Source organism: Paenibacillus methanolicus (genome assembly GCF_008124765.1).
GTDB lineage: Bacteria > Bacillota > Bacilli > Paenibacillales > Paenibacillaceae > Paenibacillus_Z > Paenibacillus_Z methanolicus.
Window position 1 is genome coordinate 71,277 of sequence record NZ_VNHS01000014.1, and the last position, 19,094, is coordinate 90,370.

A 19,094-nucleotide genomic window follows, 5' to 3' on the forward strand; every position below is an offset into this window, starting at 1 on the left:
ACCGATGATGGTGTCCTTTTCTTTATTTAGGGGCGGACTGCGGCGTGTTGACGTGATTTCGGTACCAGCGTATCGTATCCGCGATGGCTTCTTTCATCGGCGTCGCCTGCATGCCGAACGTCGCGCTGAACTTCGAGCTATCCATGACGAAGGGGTGCTTCCATTGATACATCATCTCCGCCATCTCGCGCATGGTGGGATTCGCCAAGCCGAGCAACCGAATCAACCATGTGTCCGCTACGCCGGATTTGGCGCGCGTGTTCCATTCGGCGGCGATGGCCAGGCAGAGCTCCATTTGCGTAACCGGCGGATTGCTGGGGACATGCCAGACTTCGCCGAGGGCGCTGTCTTGGGTGCCGGCAATCGCCAACGCTTTCCCGAAATCCGGCGCGTAGGTGAACGTATGCGGCAGGTGCCGGCTGCCGAGCAGCGTGGCCCGCTTGCCGGCCAACAGCGGACCGAATATGAACGGCGTTGCCGCCTTATCGTCGGGGCCCCAAAAGTCGGATCCGCGCACGCGGGCGACCCGAAGCTTCCCCTCGCGGTGAGCTTGTTCGAGCGCTTCGGTCATGAGCTGGCGCACCTTCCCCTTGCGGGTATGCGCGCGACACGGCGTGCTCTCGACGAAAGGGCTGGAAGAAGGCATGCCGTACATATATAAGTTCTCGGCGACGATCAGACGCGCGCCATGAACGGCCGTTCCGTCCACGATGGCTTGCTGCATCGGCATGAAAGACGTGACCCAATCCGGATACGCGGGCTGCGCGCATTGATAGACCGCCGCGGCGCCCGTCGTGAGCGCGGTGACGTTCGACCGGTCATAAGCGTTGCCGGCCACGACTTCGACTTCCTCGGGCACGCCCCTTCGATCGCCCGTTCGGTTAACGAGACGCACCTGTTTATTCAACCGAAGCAGCTCTCGCATCGTCCATTTCCCCAACGGGCCCGTTCCGAAAATAACATGCAGCTCCTGATGATTCATGCCGCTACTTCCCCCTTACGATGAACAATATGCCCACATAGGCGATAATCAACAACCACAGCTGATACGCATACGCATTGATCTCGACCGCGATCGGCCAACCGGCCCACTCCAGCATGCCGGACAGAATGCCAAGGCCGCTTCCGACGGAGAGCGCCGCTATTCCGCATCGAATGATGCCGGACCGATATAACGCGACGGCCGTCAGGATCGCCCACACGCCCATGGTCGCGAATCCGAGCGTCTCCCCGATCGTCACGCCGAGATACAGATGCAGCGCGTGAAAGACCGTCTCGATCGCGTCTTGTCGGGCTGGCGAGAGGGCGTCTTGCCCGGCGTATTGCGCAGCTAATGCATCCGCCGCGAACAACCATCTGGAGAACCCGAGCACGTGAAACGTCGCGCTGGCCAAGCCGACGCCGGCGGCAGCCATGCTCAGGCCTCGATTCGCCGGGCTCGTAAGGCGGGCGAATAGCAGGACGATCGGGAAGATGAGCAAGCTGGCCGCGACCATGCCGGCCCAATACAAGGTGAGCGTCGCGCCGCCTTCATGATACTTTCGCAGGACCGCCGCGACGGGTTCTCTCAGAATGTCGGGGTAATTAAACCGGACGATCAATCCGGTCCATGAGAGGACGATCAGCAGCGGCATGAGCACGAGCAGAATGCCGAATGTTCGCATTTTGTAACGGTTCATCTTATTTTCCTCCACGCGAGATGCATTTGATACAATCATCTTAAGCGGGAGCGTCGCTCGTTCCCATGATGCCAGACGCAAAAAAGGTATGCCATTGCGCAAAGGAGGAGGACGCAAATGGGCTATGGCTTGTCGGTCTCGCTCGTTCATCCGCTGCTCAGCTATATGGCGAGGAACGGGTATCGCCTGGACTTGTTTCGTGAAGCCGCTTCGTTCGATATGAAGCTCCTGCAAGAGGCGGAGGCGCGCATGCGGGAAGAGGAGTTTGACCGTTTGCTGGAGGAGGCTTCGGCTTTTACGCAGGACCCGTTATTGGGTCTGCATTTGGGACAGACCATCGAGTTATCCAGTCTCGGCATTCTAGGTTATGTGCTGCTGCATTGCAAAACCATCGGCGATGCGTTGGCCGCTTATCGGCGATATAACGTGATATTGTGCAGCGGCATCGATATCGAGTGGGAGACGGTTGGACAGGAAACCATCATCCGATTCAACGTGAGCGATCCGTCCAGACAAGCCTCCAGACACGCGGTCGAAGGGATGGTCAGTTCCTTCTATCATATTGTTCTTGCCTTAAGCTGTCGGAACATTGCGCCCATCAGACTGCATTTCACGCACGGAGCCCCGGAGGATGGGGAGGCGTATGTCCGCCTTTTCGGCATCGCTCCCGTGTTCGGGCGCGAAAGCAATCTATTGAGCGTGGAGCGGGAGATGCTGCAGGTTCCGATCTTGTTCTCGAAGGGCGAGATGTTCAGCGCGTTCGAAGCCTATGCGGAGGAAGCGAGAGCCCGGCTGCTGCAAGGGGAGGCTTTCGCGGATCAGGTGTACCGATGGATCGTCCGGAGCATGCCGGCCGCATTCCCGGGCGTTCAAGAGGCGGCGCTGCACTTCAAGGTCAGCGTGCGTACGCTGCAGGCCAATCTCAAGCGGGAGGATGCGACGTACAACCGCCTGTTCAATAAAGCGCGGATGGAATTCGCGGTGCATTATTTGAAGAACCCTCGGTTTACGGTGGCGGAGATCGCGTATTTGCTTCAATTTTCGGAGCCGAGCGCCTTTCAGAGCGCGTTCAAGCGATGGACCGGCTTGCCGCCGGGACGGTATAGGGAGATGCGTCTTTAAGCGCATGTGTGAACAAGCCGCAGAATCTTCCGACGACGACAAAGCGGCTGTCCAGGAGCGATCCTGTACAGCCGCGTACTGTTGTTATTCCGGCGTTCCTTGCGTGAACGTCAGCGTGTCCAACGTGTAAACCGCGGACAAGTCGGCGACGATCGCGAGTGGTCAAAATAATACGGGGTTCCAGATGCCTTAACCGGGCATCGCGAATTCGAACCGCGCAGCGAAGGCACCCGGAAGGGTGCCTTTTGTGATGGATAGGCCTTCCTGAAATTCGCGTGCATGATGCGATTACCGCTGCTTGCGGTCGATTGCTTCCCTATGTCCCAATTGTGGTCATGCCGTCCTCATCTCGCCTTGCGCCGAATCCCCCATTCCAGACCGCCTCCGCTAGACGATCGTCGCGGCGTTGCGGCATCGGGATTCATAATTTTCTCCTGCCACTGTTGATACCCGTAAATAACGACGGACAGCAGCACCAGATCAACATAAATCCAGAAGCGGCTGCGATCCACGAAGCTGTAGAAACCCCGCCATTCATAGAAGAGGCTGAACACGAACATGAACACGAAATCGCAGATGACGTTCGTGAGGAAATACCGCCAGAATCGTCCGTAGGTCAAGGAGAAGATCCACATGGTACTCCCGACGAACGCGCCGTGGATTAACGGAATGAAGGCGGTAAAGGGGACGAGATTTTGATGGATGACGATCCAATCCGTCGCATCGATCGCGATTTCGTCATAGATGGTCATCAGCAGCGCGGTGAGAATCGTGACCGGCATATAACGGCGCAGCGTCTCTTTACTCAGGAAAACGAAAGAGAGCCACGGGACAAGCAGCGTAATCCACATGATTGCATGGTTTAGCATAGGGGACCTCCATCGCGGGTTGAATGCTGATAATTTGTGCGGCCGCCTGAAAATTATCCGCGGTTTGGGCATCATTGGGGAGGTTTAGCTCGGAGGGGCCGCGAGGCATGCGGACAGGGCGTTCCATATTTTGCTTGCCTTCTCCATGATTTGTTGTTATTTTAGATAGTAACAAAATGTTATTATCATAAAGTTACTAACGTAACGGGAGGCGGAGCAACATGGAGAACGCCAAGGAGTTAAACATAAGTCGCGCATGGAGAGGCTGGAACGCATTCGAAATCGCCTGGTTAGCGCTGTTCAGCGCGATCGCGGTCGGCATTACGGTGATCACGAAAGATTCCGTATTCGGGTTTACGGTCTTCATCACCGGGGTGCTGTGCGTGGTGCTCGCGGCTAAAGGAAATCTGATGAGCTACGTGTTCGGGATGTACAATACGCTCGGTTACGCCTACTTGGCTTACGTCAACGGGTTGTTCGGCGAAGTGGCGCTGAATTTGCTGTTCTTCGTGCCGATGAATGTTGTCGGCTTCTACATGTGGCGCAGCCATCGTCGCGGCGGCAAGCTCGCCATGCGGCAGATGGGGCTGAACGGCCTGCTGCTCGTGGCGGCGATTTGCCTCATCGGCAGCCTGCTGCTCGGGTTCGGATTATCGTTCATCCCGGAGCAGAATTCGCCTTACATCGATGCCGCGACGACGGCGTTGTCGGTCGTGGCGACCATTCTCATGGTGAGAAGATTCAAGGAGCAGTGGCTGGTTTATATCGTGTTGAATTTGTTCACGGTGCTGCTCTGGGTCATACGGCTGCTCGACGGCAGCGGCGATGGATGGCTCATGATCGTCATGTGGAGCGCGTATTTGGTGAATGCGGTATATGGCTACTACAATTGGAGCAAAGGGGTCAAGGAGGGATAAGCATGAAGACGCTGGGATTAACGCTGGGGAAGTTCGCGCCGCTGCACAAGGGGCATCAATATATGATCGAGACGGCGCTGCAAGAGGTCGACGAGCTGATCGTCGTCATCTACGAGACGCCGGTGACGCCGATTCCGCTGCATATTCGGGCGAACTGGATTCGCAAGCTGTATCCGACCGTGCGGGTCATCGAAGCGTGGGACGGACCGGACGGGTACTCGAACGACCGGGAGCACGAGATTCGGGAGGAGCAGTACATTCTGGGGCTGCTGAAAGGCGAGCAGGTGACGCACTTCTACTCCAGCGAGTTCTATGGCGAACATATGAGCATCGCCTTAGGCGCGGTGGACCGGCGGGTGGACGAAGCCCGGGGGCAAGTGCCGATCTCGGCCACGATGGTCCGCTCCGATCCGTACAAGTACCGCGAATTCGTCAGCGACGTCGTCTACCGGGATTTGATTACGAAGGTGGTGCTCGTCGGCGCGATGTCCACGGGCAAATCGACGATCACCGAAGCGCTGGCGGCTCGTTATCGCACGACGTTCGCGAGCGAATACGGGCGCGATTACTGGACGGAGCATCAGGTGGACCGCCGGATCGGCTTGGAAGCGTTCGACGAGATCGCGACCGGCCACCTCGAGCGCGAGGAGCGGGCGCTGCTGGAAGCGAACCGGTATCTGTTCGTCGATACGAACGCGATTACGACCTATATGTTCGCCCTCGACTACCACGGCCGGGCGCCGGAGCTGTTGACGCGGATCGCGCTGGAGAACGCGCGGCGGTACGACCTGTTCTTCCTGTGCGACGACGATATTCCGTACGACGATACGTGGGACCGGAGCGGAGATCAGAAGCGGCACGTGTTCCATAAGCAGATCATCGCGGATTTGAAGGAGCGCCGGATTCCGTATATCACGCTGCGGGGTAGCCTGGAGCAGCGGATCCGCAAAGTCGACGAGGTATTGGCCAAGTTCGAGCCGTACGCGAACTTTTTCGGAGCGGCGCATGGCGAATAACCCGCCAAAGGAGGCAGGAGAGTTGGACGTATTGGATCGCGACGGGCTGACGGAACGCGAGTTTCTGGAGCGGTACCGGGTCGGGGATTACGAGCGGCCTTCGGTGGCGGCGGACATGGTCATTGTCACCGTCACGGATACGGAGGCGGACAGCTACCGCAAGCTGCCGGACAAAGAGCTGCGCGTCCTGCTCATTCGACGGGGCGGGCATCCGTTCCTGGGCAAATGGGCGCTGCCGGGCGGCTTCGTCCGTCCGAACGAGACGACGGATCAGGCGGCGGCGCGCGAGCTGCGCGAGGAAACCGGCGTGGACGACGTGTATTTGGAGCAGCTGTACACGTTCAGCGACGTCGGGCGCGACCCCCGCGCATGGGTGATGAGCTGCAGTTATATGGCCTTGATCAACGGCGAGCACCTTCAGCTGCAGGCAGGGGATGACGCGGCCGAGGCGGCTTGGTTCAAGGCGACCTACCGGCTGCTGCGGGAGCGGAAGGAGCATGTTGAGGACGGATACGTGAAGACGCTGGAGTACGAACTTAAGCTCAGCAGCGAGGAGGAAGAGTTGACGGCAGTCGTGGCGCGGACGGTGACGGCAAGAGCGACCTCGACGTCGACCGCGTACGCCATCGTCGCGAATGACGGCTTGGCGTTCGACCATGCGAAGATCATCGCCTGCGCCATCGAGCGGCTCCGGGGCAAAGTGAATTACACCGACATCGCCCTGCATCTGATGCCGCCTTTGTTCACGTTGACGGAGCTGCAGCAAGTATACGAGGTGATTTTGGATAAGGAGCTGCTGAAAGCCGCCTTCCGGCGCAAAGTGGCCGACCTCGTGGCGGAGACCGATCATTACACGGAGAACGCGGGCCATCGTCCGTCCCGTTTGTATCGGAGAAGGTTGGAGGAGTAAGGATGATCTACACGATCGAGAAATTAAGAGACGCCTATCGAGCAGGCGAGACGTTCAAATACGTGTTCTTCTGGGGCCACACGCCGCCAAAGGACGGAACCGTCGACAAAAGCTGTTTCAGCCAGTGGTGGATGAGTCCGTTTACGGTGGGGGTAACCGAATATTCGTGCGCGGAGCAGTTCATGATGGCCGAGAAGGCTCGGTTGTTCGGCGATGACGACATGCTGGAGGCGATCCTGAAGTCGAAGCATCCGAAGGAGATGAAAGCCTACGGGCGCGCGGTCCGGAACTTCGACAAGGACGTATGGGATCGCGAATGCTACGGCATCGTCCTGCGCGGCAGCTTGGCCAAGTTCGCCCAAAATCCGGCGCTCGGCGTTTATCTCAAGTCGACGGGCAACCGTATTCTGGTCGAAGCGAGCCCGCAGGATCGCATTTGGGGGATCGGCATGGGCCAGTCCAATCCAGACGTGAACAATCCGCTGAAGTGGCAGGGTAGCAATCTGCTCGGCTTCGCGCTTACCGAGGCGCGGGACGAACTGCTGCGGGGTTAGTTTTTGCCGGCATGGAAGCCGTGATGAAAGAAAGAAGGGAAACCACAATGAACCGAAAAGAAATAGCGGCGGAAACGCTGCGCATCCAGCAACAAGGCTGCTATGACTACGAAGGACGCCAGGTCGACTTCGCCGCGGCGCAGCGGCAGTCCGAGGCGAACAGCAAGCTGATCACGCCGGAACAAGGGGAAGCGCTGGTCAAGGAAATTGGCGGGCTGCCGAAGTTGCCGCAAGCGGCCGTCTATTCCGTCGCCAACGAGGCCACGGTGAAGGCTATCTTGGACGGGGCTGCAGCCGGGAAGACGCGGGTCGGCGTGCTCAATTTCGCCAGCGCAAAGAACCCCGGCGGCGGGTTCCTGAACGGCGCGATGGCGCAGGAAGAAAGCCTGGCGGCTTCCAGCGGATTATATGAAGCGCAGCTGCGCCATGAAGCCTACTACAAGGCGAATCGGGCTTGCCCGTCGATGATGTATACCGACCATGCCATCTACTCGCCGGACGTGGCGTTCTTCCGCGACGAGCGGTTCGGCCTGCTCGAACGGCCGGCGACCGCCTCGGTACTGACGCTGCCCGCCGTGAACTATGGGCAGGTCGTGCTCAAGGGCGAAGACCCCGAGGAGGCGGAGCGCGCGATGAAGAACCGGATGCGGCTGGCGCTGGCGATCTTCGCCTATCAAGGCGATCGCAGCCTCATCCTGGGCGCATATGGCTGCGGCGTTTTCCGGAACGATCCGGTCAAAGTGGCCAAGTGGTGGCGCGAGTTGTTGGAGGACGAGGAGCTAGGGCGCTTGTTCGCGGACATTCGCTTTGCCGTGTTGGATACGTCCAAAGCGGGGGCGTGCATACGTGCTTTTGAACGGGAGTGGAATGGATAATGGACGGCGAAGAACGGGAAGGCAAGAAGAAAATCGCTTGACAGTCTACCTACTGGTAGGTAATATGTGGGTATGAACAATAACACGTTGGATCAGATTTTGGATACAGCCCAGCTTCTCGTTCAATCCGTAGGATTCAATGCATTCAGTTACGCGGATATTTCTAGAGAAGTCGGAATTCGGAAAGCAAGCATCCATTACCATTTTCCTAACAAAGCGGATTTGGGAGAGGCGTTAGTGGCGCGGTATCATGTTCATTTCAGGGCTGCTTTGACGCAAATCGATGCGCTCGCGGTGAGCGACTTGGAGAAGCTGCGCAAATTTGCCGCGCTTTACAAAGCCGGGCCCATTCATGAATTTCGGCTCTGTTTAGGCGTCATGTACGGAACGGACTATATTACGCTGCCGGAGAAGGTTCAAGAGAAGCTGACCGACTACTTTTCCACGAATTTGACATGGCTGGAGCAAGTTATGGACCATGGCTTAAAGGCCGGCGCGCTAGTCTTTAAGGGGACGGCGAAGAGTCGGGCCCATACGTTTCTTGCGGCGCTTCAGGGAGCGCAGTTGCTTGCGCGCAGCTTTAAGGACATCGACAAGTTCGATGAAATTGCCGAAGAATTAATAACCGCTTTAGAACCGAACTAAAGCGGTTGTTTTTCGAATATAACCTACCTATTAGTAGGTAAACGAAGGAGTCGTGAATATGAATTTTCATGGTAAAGTGGCTGTTATCACAGGAGGCGGGAGCGGAATCGGGAAAGCAACGGCGATTGCATTAGCGAGGCAAGGCGCTAAAGTGGTTATCAATGGCCGTCGGGAGCAAGTATTATTGGATGCTGCGGGAGAAATCGACTCGACTGGGGAACGCGTGCTGGCGATCGCGGGGGACATCAGGCAGCTTGAAACTTCTGCGTCCATTGTGAAGGCAGCCGTTGATCGATTTGGCGGCATCGATGTATTGATTTCCAGCACGGGAATTTTTAAGCCTACCCCTTTTTTGGAGCATACGGAAACCGACTTTTACGCCTATGTGGATACGATCGTGAAAGGCTCGTTTTTTATCGCGCAAGCCGTCATTCCCGAAATGATAAAGCGCGGCGGCGGAGCAATCGTCCATGTCGGTTCAATGTGGGCAACTCAAGCCATCGGCGCCACTCCTTCAAGCGCATACTCTGCCGCCATGGCGGGCAGACACGCGTTAACGCGCAACCTGGCCATAGAGTTTGCCAACGAACGAATTCGCGTGAACGCGGTTGCTCCCGCTATAGTAGAAACGCCGGTGTACGAAAGCTTCGTTCCCCAAGAGCAAATGAGGAGCGTATTGGACAGTTTCAACGCCTTTCATCCGCTAGGGAGAATTGGGCAGCCTCAGGACATGGTGTCCGCAATCTTATTCTTGGCAAGCGACGAAGCGAGTTGGATAACGGGCGCCATTCTCCCCGTTGACGGCGGCGTAACGGCCGGGAAACATTAGACTGTCTGTAGATGCGAGAGCTGAAGAACCTCCTCGAATAGCGCATTCGCGGAGGTTTTTTGATGAGCGACCGTCATGGGCGGGGACGCCTTTTCACGTCACGGGATACCGTTTCGGCATCACCGCGAGCCCAATTGCCTTCCGTTTTTTCAGCACGTTAATAAGCTGCGCCTGCAGCGTGGCGCTGCAGGTAACCTCGAGGACAACCTCGCTTTTGGGGGCCGACGACAAATTGATTTTCTTCCTATTAAGCGCGAATTCGACGGCCAGTCCGAGGAAGAAGCCGCCAACCAAGCCGATCAGCGCCCAAATGACGGGCCCCCAGTGCAAGACGAAGCCATAGATCGTGCCCAGCACCATGAAGATCGCGGCGCCTACCATGGCGCCGTCCAGCATGCTTCGCCCATCCACCCGATGAATCGTGTCGATGACATGGGGCTGAGAATCCAGGTTGGAGAGCGGCAGCGCCACGATATTCTGCGGCGGTACGCCTAACTTCTCGATATCGTGGATCACCATCTCCACGAAGGGCGAATGCTCGAAGGTGGCGATAACGTGCAAGGTCGTATTTTCGGTAATGCTGCGCAGGTGGCCCAATTGTTCAGCCCTCACTCTCAAGTATCGAACTTGCTCGATATCGAATAATATATTGTTCTCATTGACCGACGTATAGGCTTGATAGACCGCGAACACGTACATGGAGGGCAGGAATAGGAACCATTGCCAGTCCACGATCGCGGCCGCGCCGTCGAAATCCCCCAGGAACGAGTAGAGCCACGACCGGATGGCCACGGCTTTATGGCACACAAATATCCACCAAGCGAGCACGAAGGTGCCGACGACCGTGCTGCCGCTATACAATTGCCCCAAGCCGGGAGAGAGAATGGACCAGATCGTGCCGACCCACGGATTCTTCTTATCCAGAATGCTGATATCGAAGAAACTGACGTCCGAAGGCGTGACCGGCGCATCCTCGATCTCGGACAGGACATGGCTTTTGTTGATTTCGACCGCGTTGCGGTAGCTGTCCCAGATGCTGTACACATACACGGCCACATAGAGCAGCACCCAGTCCTGATTCAATTGCGCCGTCGCCTCTTCGAACCGGCCGTGGAAGGATAACGCGATCCCTCGGTTAAGATTGGCTTGGTTGTTGACGACTAGCTCCCAGATAACCAGTACGAAGCCGTGCAGGTACTTGCCTACAAACATGTGCCCGAAGCCGGGGAAAACCACCGACCACCAGGCCGTAACCCATGGGGTGCGGGGATAAACCGAGTTAATGCCCAAGACGGATATCTGCCCTTTGGAATAGCGGGGCTTGATGGCGGCGGACTGGAACTTCTGATGCGGCATCGGGAATCTTCTCCTATAGGCTGGATGTCCTCCTATACTATTGCCAGTTGCTACCTGCGTTATTTATGATTTCGCGCGAAATTTGGTAATTCCGCGGCTGCAAGAAGGGACGGCCGGCACAATGCGATTGCCGCAACCTGTCATATGTCCATCCCGACCTGTCATTATTCCACTTTCGGACGGGCGGCGCCATTGATACGATGTAAGCGCAATCATTACATCGTATCGAGGAGGAATTTGACGTATGAGAAAGCTTGGGGCAAGCCTCGTTCTGGCGCTTGCGGTATGCGCGGCGCTGTCGGCGACCGCCATGGCCAAACAGCCCTATTCGTCGTACTGGTACCCGGATCAGCTGCTGCAATGGGAGGCGGCGAAGGACCCGGATGCCGCGTTCAACCGGAGCGTCGAGCCGCTGCGCGACCGCGTGGGCGGACCGGGCGTGAACCCGAACGCGACGGCGGAGCCGAAAGTCGTGGCGCTCTCCGCGCTTAATCAGGGGACGAGCGGCGTGCCGTCGCAGGGCTCCGACAAATTCGGCGCGAACACGTTCGGCTACTGGCAGTACGTCGACAAGCTCGTCTATTGGGGCGGCTCCGCGGGCGAAGGCATCATCGTGCCGCCGAGCGCGGACACGATCGACGCGGCGCATAAGAACGGCGTGCCGATCCTCGGGACGATTTTCTTCCCGCCGTCCGTGTACGGGGGCAAGTACGACTGGGTGAAGCAGATGATCCGGCAGGACGCGAACGGCAATTTCCCGGCGGCGGATAAATTGCTCGAGGTGGCCCGCTATTACGGCTTCGACGGTTGGTTCATCAACCAGGAGACTGAAGGCGGCACGTCGGCCGACGCGAAGCAGATGCAGGCGTTCCTGCAGTACATCCAGCAGAAGAAGCCCGCGAACATGCAGATCATGTGGTACGATTCCATGACCGTGGACGGGAAGATCGCCTGGCAGAACGCGCTGAACGACAAGAACGCGATGTTCCTCCAAGACGGCGGACAGAAGATCGCGGACAGCATGTTCCTCAACTTCTGGTGGCGGGAGCTGAACACGTCGGCCGATAAGGCGATGAGCCTCTCTCGCAGCCCGTTCGAGCTGTACGCCGGGATCGACGTGGAGGCGAAGGGCTACGACACGAAGGTCAACTGGGGATTGCTGTTCCCGGAGGGTAAGCCGGCGGTGACCTCGCTTGGCATCTACCGGCCGGATTGGGCGTTTAACGGCGCGGAGAGCATGGCGGATTTCTTCGCGCGCGAGAATCGGTTCTGGGTCGGCGCGAACGGGAATCCGGCCAATACCGCGACCGATCAGGCATGGAAAGGGATCGCCAACGACGTGGCCGAGTCCTCGCCGGTGAACGATATGCCGTTCACGACCCATTTCAATACCGGCAGCGGACAGAAGTTCTTCGTGAGCGGCAAGCAGGTGCGCGAGAGCGGCTGGAACAACCGCAGTCTGCAGGATGTGCTGCCGACGTGGCGCTGGATCGCGGAGAGCCAAGGCACGGCGCTGACGCCGTCGATCGATTGGACGGACGCTTATTATGGCGGCAGCTCGCTCAAGATCGCGGGCGAGTTAAGCCCTGTCAACGCGACGAACGTGAAGCTATACCGCGCCGATCTGCCCGTCGGGGCAAGCACGAAGCTGGCGTTGACGTACAAGGCGAGCGGCGAGGCGATCCTCAAGGCGGGGCTGACGTTCGCGGACGCGCCGGGCAAGACGGTCTATGTCGATCTCAGAGGCCGCGAGGCTGCGGATTGGACCACCGCGACCGTCAACTTGACGCCGTACAAAGGCAAGCGGATCGCGTCGCTGTCGCTCTACTTGGACGCGAAGCAGACGATCCCGAATTTCGAGATTCGCGTCGGCAAGCTGTCGATCGCGAATGTCAACGATCACGTCAAGCCGCTGCCGGGCGTGCAGGGCTTGAAGATAACGGGCGCGGACATCCGCGACGGCATCTACGGCGATGCAAGGCTCGTCTGGAACGAGTCGAAGCAGAAGGCGCAGCACTACGAAATCTACCGCGTGCTGCCGGATGGCAGCCAGACGCTCATTGGCGCGACGGGCAACCATGTGTTCTACGTGCCGGAGATGCGTCGGATAAACAAGGAAGCGGCCACCGTCCTGAAGGTCGTGCCGGTGAACGGGCAGTACCAGCCGGGACCGGCTACCGAGACGAAGCTGCAGTGGCCGGCGTATCCGAAGCCGATCGCCCAGTTCAAGGCGAGCAAGACGCTCGTTGCCCCGGGGGAGAGCGTGACGTTCACCGATCTGTCGACGGAAGTGACGGAAGGCTGGACGTGGACGTTCGAAGGCGGCTCGCCGGCCGCGTCGACGGCGAACAATCCGGTCGTCTCCTATGCGCGGGAGGGCGTCTATGCCGTGACGCTGACGGCATCGAACAGCTCCGGCGACGACACGGTGACGAAGCAGGCGCTCATTACGGTCAGCGCATCGGCCGCATCGGCGGTCAACCTGGCGCTGAACGCGCCGGCGACGGCCGACCATGCCTGCGGCGCGGCCGAGGGCGCGCCGAACGCGGTCGACGGCAAGGTGACGAACAACAGCAAGTGGTGCGCGCTTGGCAATGCGCCGCACTGGCTGCAGCTCGACCTTGGCGGGATGTACGACATCGGCGGCTTTACGATTAAGCATGCGGAGGCCGGCGGCGAATGGTCGGGCTTCAACACGAGCGACTACACCATCCAGGTCAGCGCGGACGGTACGACTTGGACGGACGTCGTCGCGGCGAAGGGCAATGCCGCGGCCGAGACGTTCGACGCGATCGCCGTTACGAAGGCGCGTTACGTGAAGCTGGTCGTCGTGAAGCCGACGCAGGGCGGCGATACGGCGGCGCGCATTTACGAGTTCGAGGTGCACGGGCTTCGTCCGTAAGCTTGCGATCGAACGCGGAGAGCGGCTGCGCGCCATGACGGCGCGCAGCCTCTTGATTTTGGAGTCGCGGTCGCGGTCCTCGGGGTTTAAACGCTAGCAATCAAGGGAATGCTAGAACTAGATTCCCGCTATCGTTGACTATGGATCCCGTTAGGAGCATCGCCCATGAAATGTATCAATTGCAATTCCATCGATATTGGCCGCATCGGCACCCGGCAGTATTATTGCTGGAACTGCTGCATCGAGATGACGATCGAGGAGGACGGCCGAATGGACGTCTTTCAGGTCGAGAAGGACGGCTCGCTCAGCTCGCTGAACGATCTCTTTCTGGAAGAAGAGACGCAACCGGACGAGCCGGCGGAGACGGCCGAATTCAGCCCGGACGACGGACAACGGCTGTCTGGCTAAGCGCGCGATACGAAGATGAAGGCATCGGGCACGAACGTGCGCCGATGCCTTTTTGCCATGTTTACCGCTCCGATATCTTCACTCCGTTGATAATTGAACGCGTATCGCGGCGGCGCGATCCCGCCTCGGCCTTTCGTTCGCGTTCTATTGGAACGTCTCCCAACGTGCCCGCCGCAGCCGAAAATACCTCAGGCCCTCCCGCAGCGCGTCTGCCTCTTCGAACCCCAGCTTCGCGAGCAATCGGGCGGATCGCTCGTTCGCCGGCTCCGCGGTTGCCTCGATGTAGGCGAGCTCCATACGCTCGAAGCCGATGGCGACGACGGGACGCAGCGCTTCGAGCATCAACCCTTGCCCCCAATACGCGGGCGACAGATCGAAGCCGATCTCGGCTCGCGCAGGCGCTTGCTCCGCCCAGCAATGGAAGCCGCACGTGCCGATCAGCTCGCCGTTCAGCCGGTCGAACAGACCCCAACGGCATCCCGAATCATGCAGATGGAATCGGATGATTTCCTCGGCTTCCGCGATCGACCGGCAGGGCGGAATGTCCATGAATGCGGTGACCCGCTCATCGCCGAAATGCCGCATCACCGCCTCGGCATCCGCCAGCGTCAGCAGCGCAAGCCGCAGCCGTTCCGTCTCGAGCGGCGGGAATACGAATGCATGTGCCGTCATCGTCGTTTCACCTCCCTAATAACTAACATCCTAAATTTACCACACCATGATCAACTGTGAGTATATCCGCGCCTTTCCTGTTAAATAACGCCATAAAAGTTCTGCCCGGTGAATCATTGTTGTGATAAAATATGGAAAATCCAAGCGAGGTGAGCAGGGCGTAAGGCAATAGAGAAAGCATAGGACGAGGGAGAATAGCGCTTTTTTTGGATATACTAGGAAAAAACCAAGGTGGTGCGATGCCAGATGTCCAACAAAAAGACCGCGGCGTTCTTGGTCCTAGCCGCGGCTGTCCTGCTCTCGAACGCTTCGCGCGCCGGCGCGGTCCCCCGCGAGCAGTTGCTGGGGGCCGCGCTGCTGCAGCAGCTGGATCCGGTCGTACGGAGCGCGATCGGCGGGATCTACCGGGAAGCTTATCCGCAATACGGGTGCGAGCGGATCGCGGCGATCAACGAACGGGTCACGGCAAGAAGGGTCCGGGAGCGGGCGCATCCCGTCGACGCGATGCACGGCGCGCGCTATTATGCGATAGCGGTACGAGTATGCCGGCCGAAGGGCGACCAGCTCGAGCTGTGGCTGCGGAATGATACGGTGTCGGCTCAATATTACTTAACGGGCTACCGCTATTTAACTCAAGCGGAGCTGCGCGCCGAAGATGGATCCCGCCAGCAACGGTAGGAGGCATTACGAGACTGAAGCTAGGGGGGAGAGAATGTGGATATGAAAGGTTCGATTATTGCGCTCGACTTGGACGGCACGCTGCTCGGATCGGATAAGCGGGTGTCGGCGCGGAACGCGGCGGCGGTGCTGGCCTGTCATCGGGCGGGCAAGCGGATCGTCATCGCGACGGCCCGGCCGCCGAGGTCGGTGACGGAGCTGCTGCCCGTCGAGCTGCTCGGCATCAGTTCCTTCGTCTTCTATAACGGAGCGCTCATCCGCGATACGCAGTCGGGTATCGAAGAGCATCTGCCGATCGAAGCGGACGTGACGGCCGAGCTGCTCGATTATTGCGGGCGGCACATGGCGGAGTGTCATATTAGCATGGAGGTGAACGACGCGTGGTTCGCGAACCGGGACCTCGACGATCCGGGGTTCTATCATTCCAAATTCAAACCGACGATCCGTCCGCTGTCGGAGCTTCGGCTGCAGGCCGCGACCAAGGTGCTGCTGACCTCGTTCCGGGAGGCGGACGCGATCGCGCAAGCGTTCGCGGAACGGGCGAACGTCGTGCTGACCGACGGCGGACGGCTGCTGCAGATCATGAACAAGTCGGTCTCCAAAGCGGCGGGGCTGCTTCGGTTATGCGTGCATTACGGCGTGCCGGCTTCGGAGATCGTTGCCTTCGGCGATGACATGAACGACGTCGACATGCTGCAGATGGCCGGATACGGCGTAGCCATGGGTAATGCGGTCCCCCTCCTGAAGAGCGCGGCCCGGCACGTGACGGGGACCAACGACGAGGACGGCGTCGCGGCGGTGTTGGAACGGTTGGCCTAAGAAGCCGGTTTGCGTGGTTGAAGGCAACATTTGGCTATGCCCGCGAAGAAGCAATGTGTATAATGGTTAGCAACAATGAAGGCGTCCCTTGTACGCCGCGAAAAACGGAGTGCGCCCATGTCTTCCCTAATCGATACGTTGACGTCTTTGACCGAAGAGGACGTACGGCATTTCCTCGACCGATACCGATCGCTCGGCCCGCTGCCGGGCATCGCGCTGACCTTTATGAAATCGTTCGTCCCGCCGTTGCCCACGCTGATTATCGTCGGCGTCAACGCGGCGGTGTACGGTTTATGGCTCGGCTTCTTGTATTCCTGGCTCGGGATGATCGCCGGCTGCATGACGACGTTCCTGATCTTCCGGCGGCTCGGCGAGCATCGTTACGCGCTCAAGTGGGCGGCCAAGCCGCGCGTGCAGCGGAGCGTGGTCTGGATTCGGCGCAATTCGTTCGGGTACGTGTTTCTGCTCAGCCTGTTCCCCGTCGGTCCGTTCGTCGTCATCAACATCGCGGCCGCGCTCGCGCGCATGCCGCTGCGGTCCTTCCTGATCGCGATCGTGTTCGGCAAGGCCGTCATGGTCATGTCGGTGTCGATGATCGGCCACGACGTGGAGAGTTTCATGCGGGAGCCGGCGCGGCTGCTGTACGTGGGTCTGTTCGTCCTTATTTCGTTCATCGTCAGCAAGCGGATCGAAGCCTGGTTCACGCGCGCGAGCGCCGCGTCGGGAACGTAAGGGCGCGGCGGTCAGGTTACTCGCATCCCAATCATACATAGGAACAGCCTCTTGCCGATCGACGGCAAGAGGCTGTTTGCCGTCGATCGCGCGGGGCGGAGGCCCAAAGCGAGACCAAACGGGAAAGCCCGGAAGAACGGGCGTTCTTCCGGGCTCCGAGGGCAAAGCCCTTTGGTTCCCCTCAGCGGAGGGGGCAATGCTGTCAGGTTAAGGAAAAACGTCGGATGAAGCCAACTAGGGCCGTAAGTTGATAGGCTTAAGTTTTAGGAGGACTTCAAAACCTATTGAAGCTTTGTCCGACAGGACAAAAGCGTGCCCCGCTCAAGCCCACTCGCCAACCGCGAATAATGGTGACTGCACGAAGAAGGGAGTCCAGAGGGCAAAGCCCTTTGGAGCCTCCTCGGCGGAGGAGGTGGGAGGAGGGAGCAACAAAAGTCGGGTCAAAAGGGCGGAGCCCTCTTAACCTGACAGCATTGCAGCGGAGGGGGAAGGGGGAGGGAGCAATAAAAGTCGGGTCAAAAGGGCGGAGCCCTCTTAACCTGCAGCGGGCGCCGAAGCGGGGGCGAGAGGCGAGAGGCGAGGAAGCCGGGCGGTTCATGCGGAGAGGGGCGTGCGTAGAAGCGCGATCCGGCTGGAGCGGAGAGTACCCTGGCGGGGGAGGAGGGGAGCCGGATTCGGAAGGCAGTCGCGTGCGCGTCTTGTGCGGACGCACGGACGCGGAGGACGAACGGCGGCGGACGGATGCAAGCGGACGAAGCGGTGAGTCGGCGTTCGTAATCTCGTTACGTTTAGTTTAGCCTAGGGCGAAGGATGGCGGGCAGTACCAACTTTCGCTAGTACCCGGTCGGAGGAGCGGACGGGGGTTGACAGCTTTTTTGCACCCAATCTATAATTGCAGTACGTTCTGGAAAATTAGAATACTTGATTCTAAAGGAGTTAGCCTCCATGAGCCATCCGTTATCGATCAACCTCGAACAGCAGAAACTGCTGGCAAGCGCGCTGCGGGTCAAGCTGCTGCACGCGCTGAAGGACACGCCCCGCACGGTGAAGCAGATCTCGGTGCAGCTGGAGGAGACGCCCGGCAACGTGCATTACCATTTGAAGCGGCTGCTCGAAGGCAAGCTGGTCGAGATCGTAGAGACCCGCGAGCTGAACGGCATCGTCGAGAAGTATTACAAGTCGGTCGCGACCGTCTTCCATAGCCGCTCGCATCCGAGGCCGGGCGTGGAGACGCGCCTGCTGCTCAGCGCGGAGGAGGCGCTGCAGCTGAAGCAGGAATTCGTCGAATTGCTCGGCAAGTGGGAGGAGCGGACCTCGCTGCGCAAGCGCGAGCCGGATCATCGAGACCTGCTGATTAACGTGGACATCGTCCCCGCGGAAGAAGGGCATTAGGAATAGTTCGAGTGGTTACCTTATCTATGATGGCCAGGCGATATTCTAAGAATAGATGCAAGAGAGGATCATTACGCATGAAGACAACATTAACCGCCATTCTCGTCGCGCTTGTCGCATTGACGCTCGGAGCTTGCTCCGGAAATTCGGACGAGACGCCGAACAAGGAGACGCCAGGCGAAGCGCGAACCCAGAACCAGGCACCGGATGCCGAGAAGGCGAAGCAGAAAGCGTACACGGCCGCCAAGATCGCCGAGGATAAAGTACGCACGCTGTTCGGGAAAGCGACGCTCGAGGACGGCACGCCGATTCTCGATCCGGTCACCGGCACGGCCGAGAAGGCGAAGTCGCTGCTGGCGAACTATTTCGATCCGGCGCTCGCGGACGCGATCGTCGCGCACTACGTCACGGACAAGAAGAGCGGCGAGAGCACGCTCGTGAACGCGGAGCCGTTCTTCGCGGCTTCGATTCTGGCGACGAAGAGCGCGGAAGACGTTCAAATCGACGGCGAGAACGATACGTACGCCGTGACGACCGCGGACGGCGGCGTTTATACCCTGAAATGGGACGGCGCGAAATCCAAGTATATTGTCACGGGCTACGAGAAGAAATAACCCGGCTTCATCCCCCCTTTGCATACGAGGCAGCGCCTCGTTGCGAAGGGGGATTTTTTTGTTTTATCCAACCCTTTGATCTGGTTATTTTGGAGCGGATTGGGA

Annotated in this window: 20 protein-coding genes and 1 pseudogene; 16 read left to right on the top strand and 5 right to left on the bottom strand. The window is 59.0% G+C overall.

Features of this window, described 5'->3' with window-relative positions; all coding sequences use genetic code 11:
* Window positions 1-22: 22 nt before the first annotated feature.
* Both BCM02_RS30570 and BCM02_RS30575 read right to left on the bottom strand, forming a co-directional pair.
* A complete protein-coding gene (locus BCM02_RS30570) occupies window positions 23-982 on the bottom strand; it encodes an NAD-dependent epimerase/dehydratase family protein (RefSeq protein WP_148932928.1) in 960 nt (319 codons plus the stop codon).
* Between the two features lie 4 nt (window positions 983-986).
* The gene (locus tag BCM02_RS30575; protein WP_187434495.1) at window positions 987-1,679 is read right to left on the bottom strand and encodes a DUF4386 family protein; all 693 of its coding nucleotides are present in this window, start codon (window positions 1,677-1,679) and stop codon (window positions 987-989) included.
* A 117-nt stretch (window positions 1,680-1,796) separates the two neighbouring features.
* On the opposite strand from BCM02_RS30575, the gene BCM02_RS30580 reads away from it, so the two are divergent.
* The gene (locus tag BCM02_RS30580) at window positions 1,797-2,801 is read left to right on the top strand and encodes an AraC family transcriptional regulator (RefSeq protein ID WP_148932930.1); all 1,005 of its coding nucleotides are present in this window, start codon (window positions 1,797-1,799) and stop codon (window positions 2,799-2,801) included.
* 344 nt (window positions 2,802-3,145) lie between these two features.
* Here BCM02_RS30580 and BCM02_RS30585 read toward each other — a convergent pair whose 3' ends face one another.
* Window positions 3,146-3,670, bottom strand: a complete 525-nt coding sequence (locus BCM02_RS30585) for a hypothetical protein (protein ID WP_148932931.1) — start codon at window positions 3,668-3,670, stop codon at window positions 3,146-3,148.
* 221 nt (window positions 3,671-3,891) lie between these two features.
* Here BCM02_RS30585 and pnuC point away from each other — a divergent pair, with 221 nt between their 5' ends.
* From pnuC to BCM02_RS30620, 8 genes and pseudogenes are all read left to right on the top strand, one after another.
* Window positions 3,892-4,587 carry a nicotinamide riboside transporter PnuC gene (gene pnuC / locus BCM02_RS30590; protein WP_148932932.1) on the top strand — a complete coding sequence of 232 codons (696 nt, stop codon included), beginning with the start codon at window positions 3,892-3,894 and terminating at the stop codon, window positions 4,585-4,587.
* 2 nt (window positions 4,588-4,589) lie between these two features.
* Entirely contained in the window at window positions 4,590-5,603 is a 1,014-nt protein-coding gene (locus BCM02_RS30595; protein ID WP_148932933.1) for an AAA family ATPase, read from the top strand.
* Window positions 5,604-5,625: 22 nt separating this feature from the next.
* Window positions 5,626-6,513 (top strand): NUDIX hydrolase, encoded by an 888-nt coding sequence (locus BCM02_RS30600; protein ID WP_148932934.1) that lies wholly within the window; start codon window positions 5,626-5,628, stop codon window positions 6,511-6,513.
* 2 nt (window positions 6,514-6,515) lie between these two features.
* Window positions 6,516-7,067: a riboflavin biosynthesis intermediates N-glycosidase gene (locus tag BCM02_RS30605; RefSeq protein WP_148932935.1), complete on the top strand. Its 552-nt coding sequence runs from the start codon at window positions 6,516-6,518 to the stop codon at window positions 7,065-7,067.
* 47 nt (window positions 7,068-7,114) lie between these two features.
* Entirely contained in the window at window positions 7,115-7,942 is an 828-nt protein-coding gene (locus tag BCM02_RS30610; protein WP_148932936.1) for a TIGR02452 family protein, read from the top strand.
* Window positions 7,943-8,014: 72 nt separating this feature from the next.
* Window positions 8,015-8,164 (top strand): annotated as a pseudogene (locus tag BCM02_RS36705) (TetR/AcrR family transcriptional regulator); the annotation flags it as partial.
* A 15-nt stretch (window positions 8,165-8,179) separates the two neighbouring features.
* Window positions 8,180-8,587: a hypothetical protein gene (locus tag BCM02_RS30615; RefSeq protein WP_246183626.1), complete on the top strand. Its 408-nt coding sequence runs from the start codon at window positions 8,180-8,182 to the stop codon at window positions 8,585-8,587.
* A 58-nt stretch (window positions 8,588-8,645) separates the two neighbouring features.
* Window positions 8,646-9,416 (top strand): SDR family NAD(P)-dependent oxidoreductase, encoded by a 771-nt coding sequence (locus BCM02_RS30620; RefSeq protein ID WP_148932938.1) that lies wholly within the window; start codon window positions 8,646-8,648, stop codon window positions 9,414-9,416.
* 93 nt (window positions 9,417-9,509) lie between these two features.
* Here the strand turns inward: BCM02_RS30620 and BCM02_RS30625 are convergent, their stop codons facing one another.
* Window positions 9,510-10,772 (bottom strand): hypothetical protein, encoded by a 1,263-nt coding sequence (locus tag BCM02_RS30625; protein WP_148932939.1) that lies wholly within the window; start codon window positions 10,770-10,772, stop codon window positions 9,510-9,512.
* A 244-nt stretch (window positions 10,773-11,016) separates the two neighbouring features.
* Between BCM02_RS30625 and BCM02_RS30630 the strand changes: the two genes are divergently transcribed.
* Window positions 11,017-13,674 carry an endo-beta-N-acetylglucosaminidase gene (locus tag BCM02_RS30630; protein ID WP_148932940.1) on the top strand — a complete coding sequence of 886 codons (2,658 nt, stop codon included), beginning with the start codon at window positions 11,017-11,019 and terminating at the stop codon, window positions 13,672-13,674.
* 165 nt (window positions 13,675-13,839) lie between these two features.
* Window positions 13,840-14,082: a hypothetical protein gene (locus tag BCM02_RS30635; protein WP_148932941.1), complete on the top strand. Its 243-nt coding sequence runs from the start codon at window positions 13,840-13,842 to the stop codon at window positions 14,080-14,082.
* Window positions 14,083-14,226: 144 nt separating this feature from the next.
* On the opposite strand, the gene BCM02_RS30640 is transcribed toward BCM02_RS30635, so the two are convergent.
* Window positions 14,227-14,754 (bottom strand): GNAT family N-acetyltransferase, encoded by a 528-nt coding sequence (locus BCM02_RS30640; RefSeq protein WP_148932942.1) that lies wholly within the window; start codon window positions 14,752-14,754, stop codon window positions 14,227-14,229.
* A gap of 246 nt (window positions 14,755-15,000) precedes the next feature.
* Between BCM02_RS30640 and BCM02_RS30645 the strand changes: the two genes are divergently transcribed.
* The 5 genes from BCM02_RS30645 (at window position 15,001) to BCM02_RS30665 (ending at window position 18,989) form a co-directional block, all read left to right on the top strand.
* Window positions 15,001-15,432, top strand: a complete 432-nt coding sequence (locus tag BCM02_RS30645; protein ID WP_148932943.1) for a hypothetical protein — start codon at window positions 15,001-15,003, stop codon at window positions 15,430-15,432.
* A 42-nt stretch (window positions 15,433-15,474) separates the two neighbouring features.
* Window positions 15,475-16,251, top strand: coding sequence for an HAD family hydrolase (locus tag BCM02_RS30650; RefSeq protein WP_148932944.1), 777 nt, complete (start codon window positions 15,475-15,477; stop codon window positions 16,249-16,251).
* A gap of 117 nt (window positions 16,252-16,368) precedes the next feature.
* Complete coding sequence (locus tag BCM02_RS30655) at window positions 16,369-16,983, top strand: TVP38/TMEM64 family protein (protein ID WP_148932945.1); 615 nt, start codon at window positions 16,369-16,371, stop codon at window positions 16,981-16,983.
* A 945-nt stretch (window positions 16,984-17,928) separates the two neighbouring features.
* Window positions 17,929-18,375 carry an ArsR/SmtB family transcription factor gene (locus BCM02_RS30660; protein ID WP_148932946.1) on the top strand — a complete coding sequence of 149 codons (447 nt, stop codon included), beginning with the start codon at window positions 17,929-17,931 and terminating at the stop codon, window positions 18,373-18,375.
* A 77-nt stretch (window positions 18,376-18,452) separates the two neighbouring features.
* Window positions 18,453-18,989 carry a hypothetical protein gene (locus BCM02_RS30665; RefSeq protein ID WP_148932947.1) on the top strand — a complete coding sequence of 179 codons (537 nt, stop codon included), beginning with the start codon at window positions 18,453-18,455 and terminating at the stop codon, window positions 18,987-18,989.
* Window positions 18,990-19,094: the final 105 nt, after the last annotated feature.

What these genes read in the sequence shown, in the direction of transcription:
- BCM02_RS30570 (WP_148932928.1), bottom strand. Translation starts at nt 982, where the DNA reads ATGAATCATCAGGAGCTGCATGTTATTTTCGGAACGGGCCCGTTGGGG.
- BCM02_RS30575 (WP_187434495.1), bottom strand. Translation starts at nt 1,679, where the DNA reads ATGAACCGTTACAAAATGCGAACATTCGGCATTCTGCTCGTGCTCATG.
- BCM02_RS30580 (WP_148932930.1), top strand. Translation starts at nt 1,797, where the DNA reads ATGGGCTATGGCTTGTCGGTCTCGCTCGTTCATCCGCTGCTCAGCTAT.
- BCM02_RS30585 (WP_148932931.1), bottom strand. Translation starts at nt 3,670, where the DNA reads ATGCTAAACCATGCAATCATGTGGATTACGCTGCTTGTCCCGTGGCTC.
- pnuC (WP_148932932.1), top strand. Translation starts at nt 3,892, where the DNA reads ATGGAGAACGCCAAGGAGTTAAACATAAGTCGCGCATGGAGAGGCTGG.
- BCM02_RS30595 (WP_148932933.1), top strand. Translation starts at nt 4,590, where the DNA reads ATGAAGACGCTGGGATTAACGCTGGGGAAGTTCGCGCCGCTGCACAAG.
- BCM02_RS30605 (WP_148932935.1), top strand. Translation starts at nt 6,516, where the DNA reads ATGATCTACACGATCGAGAAATTAAGAGACGCCTATCGAGCAGGCGAG.
- BCM02_RS30610 (WP_148932936.1), top strand. Translation starts at nt 7,115, where the DNA reads ATGAACCGAAAAGAAATAGCGGCGGAAACGCTGCGCATCCAGCAACAA.
- BCM02_RS30620 (WP_148932938.1), top strand. Translation starts at nt 8,646, where the DNA reads ATGAATTTTCATGGTAAAGTGGCTGTTATCACAGGAGGCGGGAGCGGA.
- BCM02_RS30625 (WP_148932939.1), bottom strand. Translation starts at nt 10,772, where the DNA reads ATGCCGCATCAGAAGTTCCAGTCCGCCGCCATCAAGCCCCGCTATTCC.
- BCM02_RS30630 (WP_148932940.1), top strand. Translation starts at nt 11,017, where the DNA reads ATGAGAAAGCTTGGGGCAAGCCTCGTTCTGGCGCTTGCGGTATGCGCG.
- BCM02_RS30635 (WP_148932941.1), top strand. Translation starts at nt 13,840, where the DNA reads ATGAAATGTATCAATTGCAATTCCATCGATATTGGCCGCATCGGCACC.
- BCM02_RS30640 (WP_148932942.1), bottom strand. Translation starts at nt 14,754, where the DNA reads ATGACGGCACATGCATTCGTATTCCCGCCGCTCGAGACGGAACGGCTG.
- BCM02_RS30645 (WP_148932943.1), top strand. Translation starts at nt 15,001, where the DNA reads ATGTCCAACAAAAAGACCGCGGCGTTCTTGGTCCTAGCCGCGGCTGTC.
- BCM02_RS30650 (WP_148932944.1), top strand. Translation starts at nt 15,475, where the DNA reads ATGAAAGGTTCGATTATTGCGCTCGACTTGGACGGCACGCTGCTCGGA.
- BCM02_RS30655 (WP_148932945.1), top strand. Translation starts at nt 16,369, where the DNA reads ATGTCTTCCCTAATCGATACGTTGACGTCTTTGACCGAAGAGGACGTA.
- BCM02_RS30660 (WP_148932946.1), top strand. Translation starts at nt 17,929, where the DNA reads ATGAGCCATCCGTTATCGATCAACCTCGAACAGCAGAAACTGCTGGCA.
- BCM02_RS30665 (WP_148932947.1), top strand. Translation starts at nt 18,453, where the DNA reads ATGAAGACAACATTAACCGCCATTCTCGTCGCGCTTGTCGCATTGACG.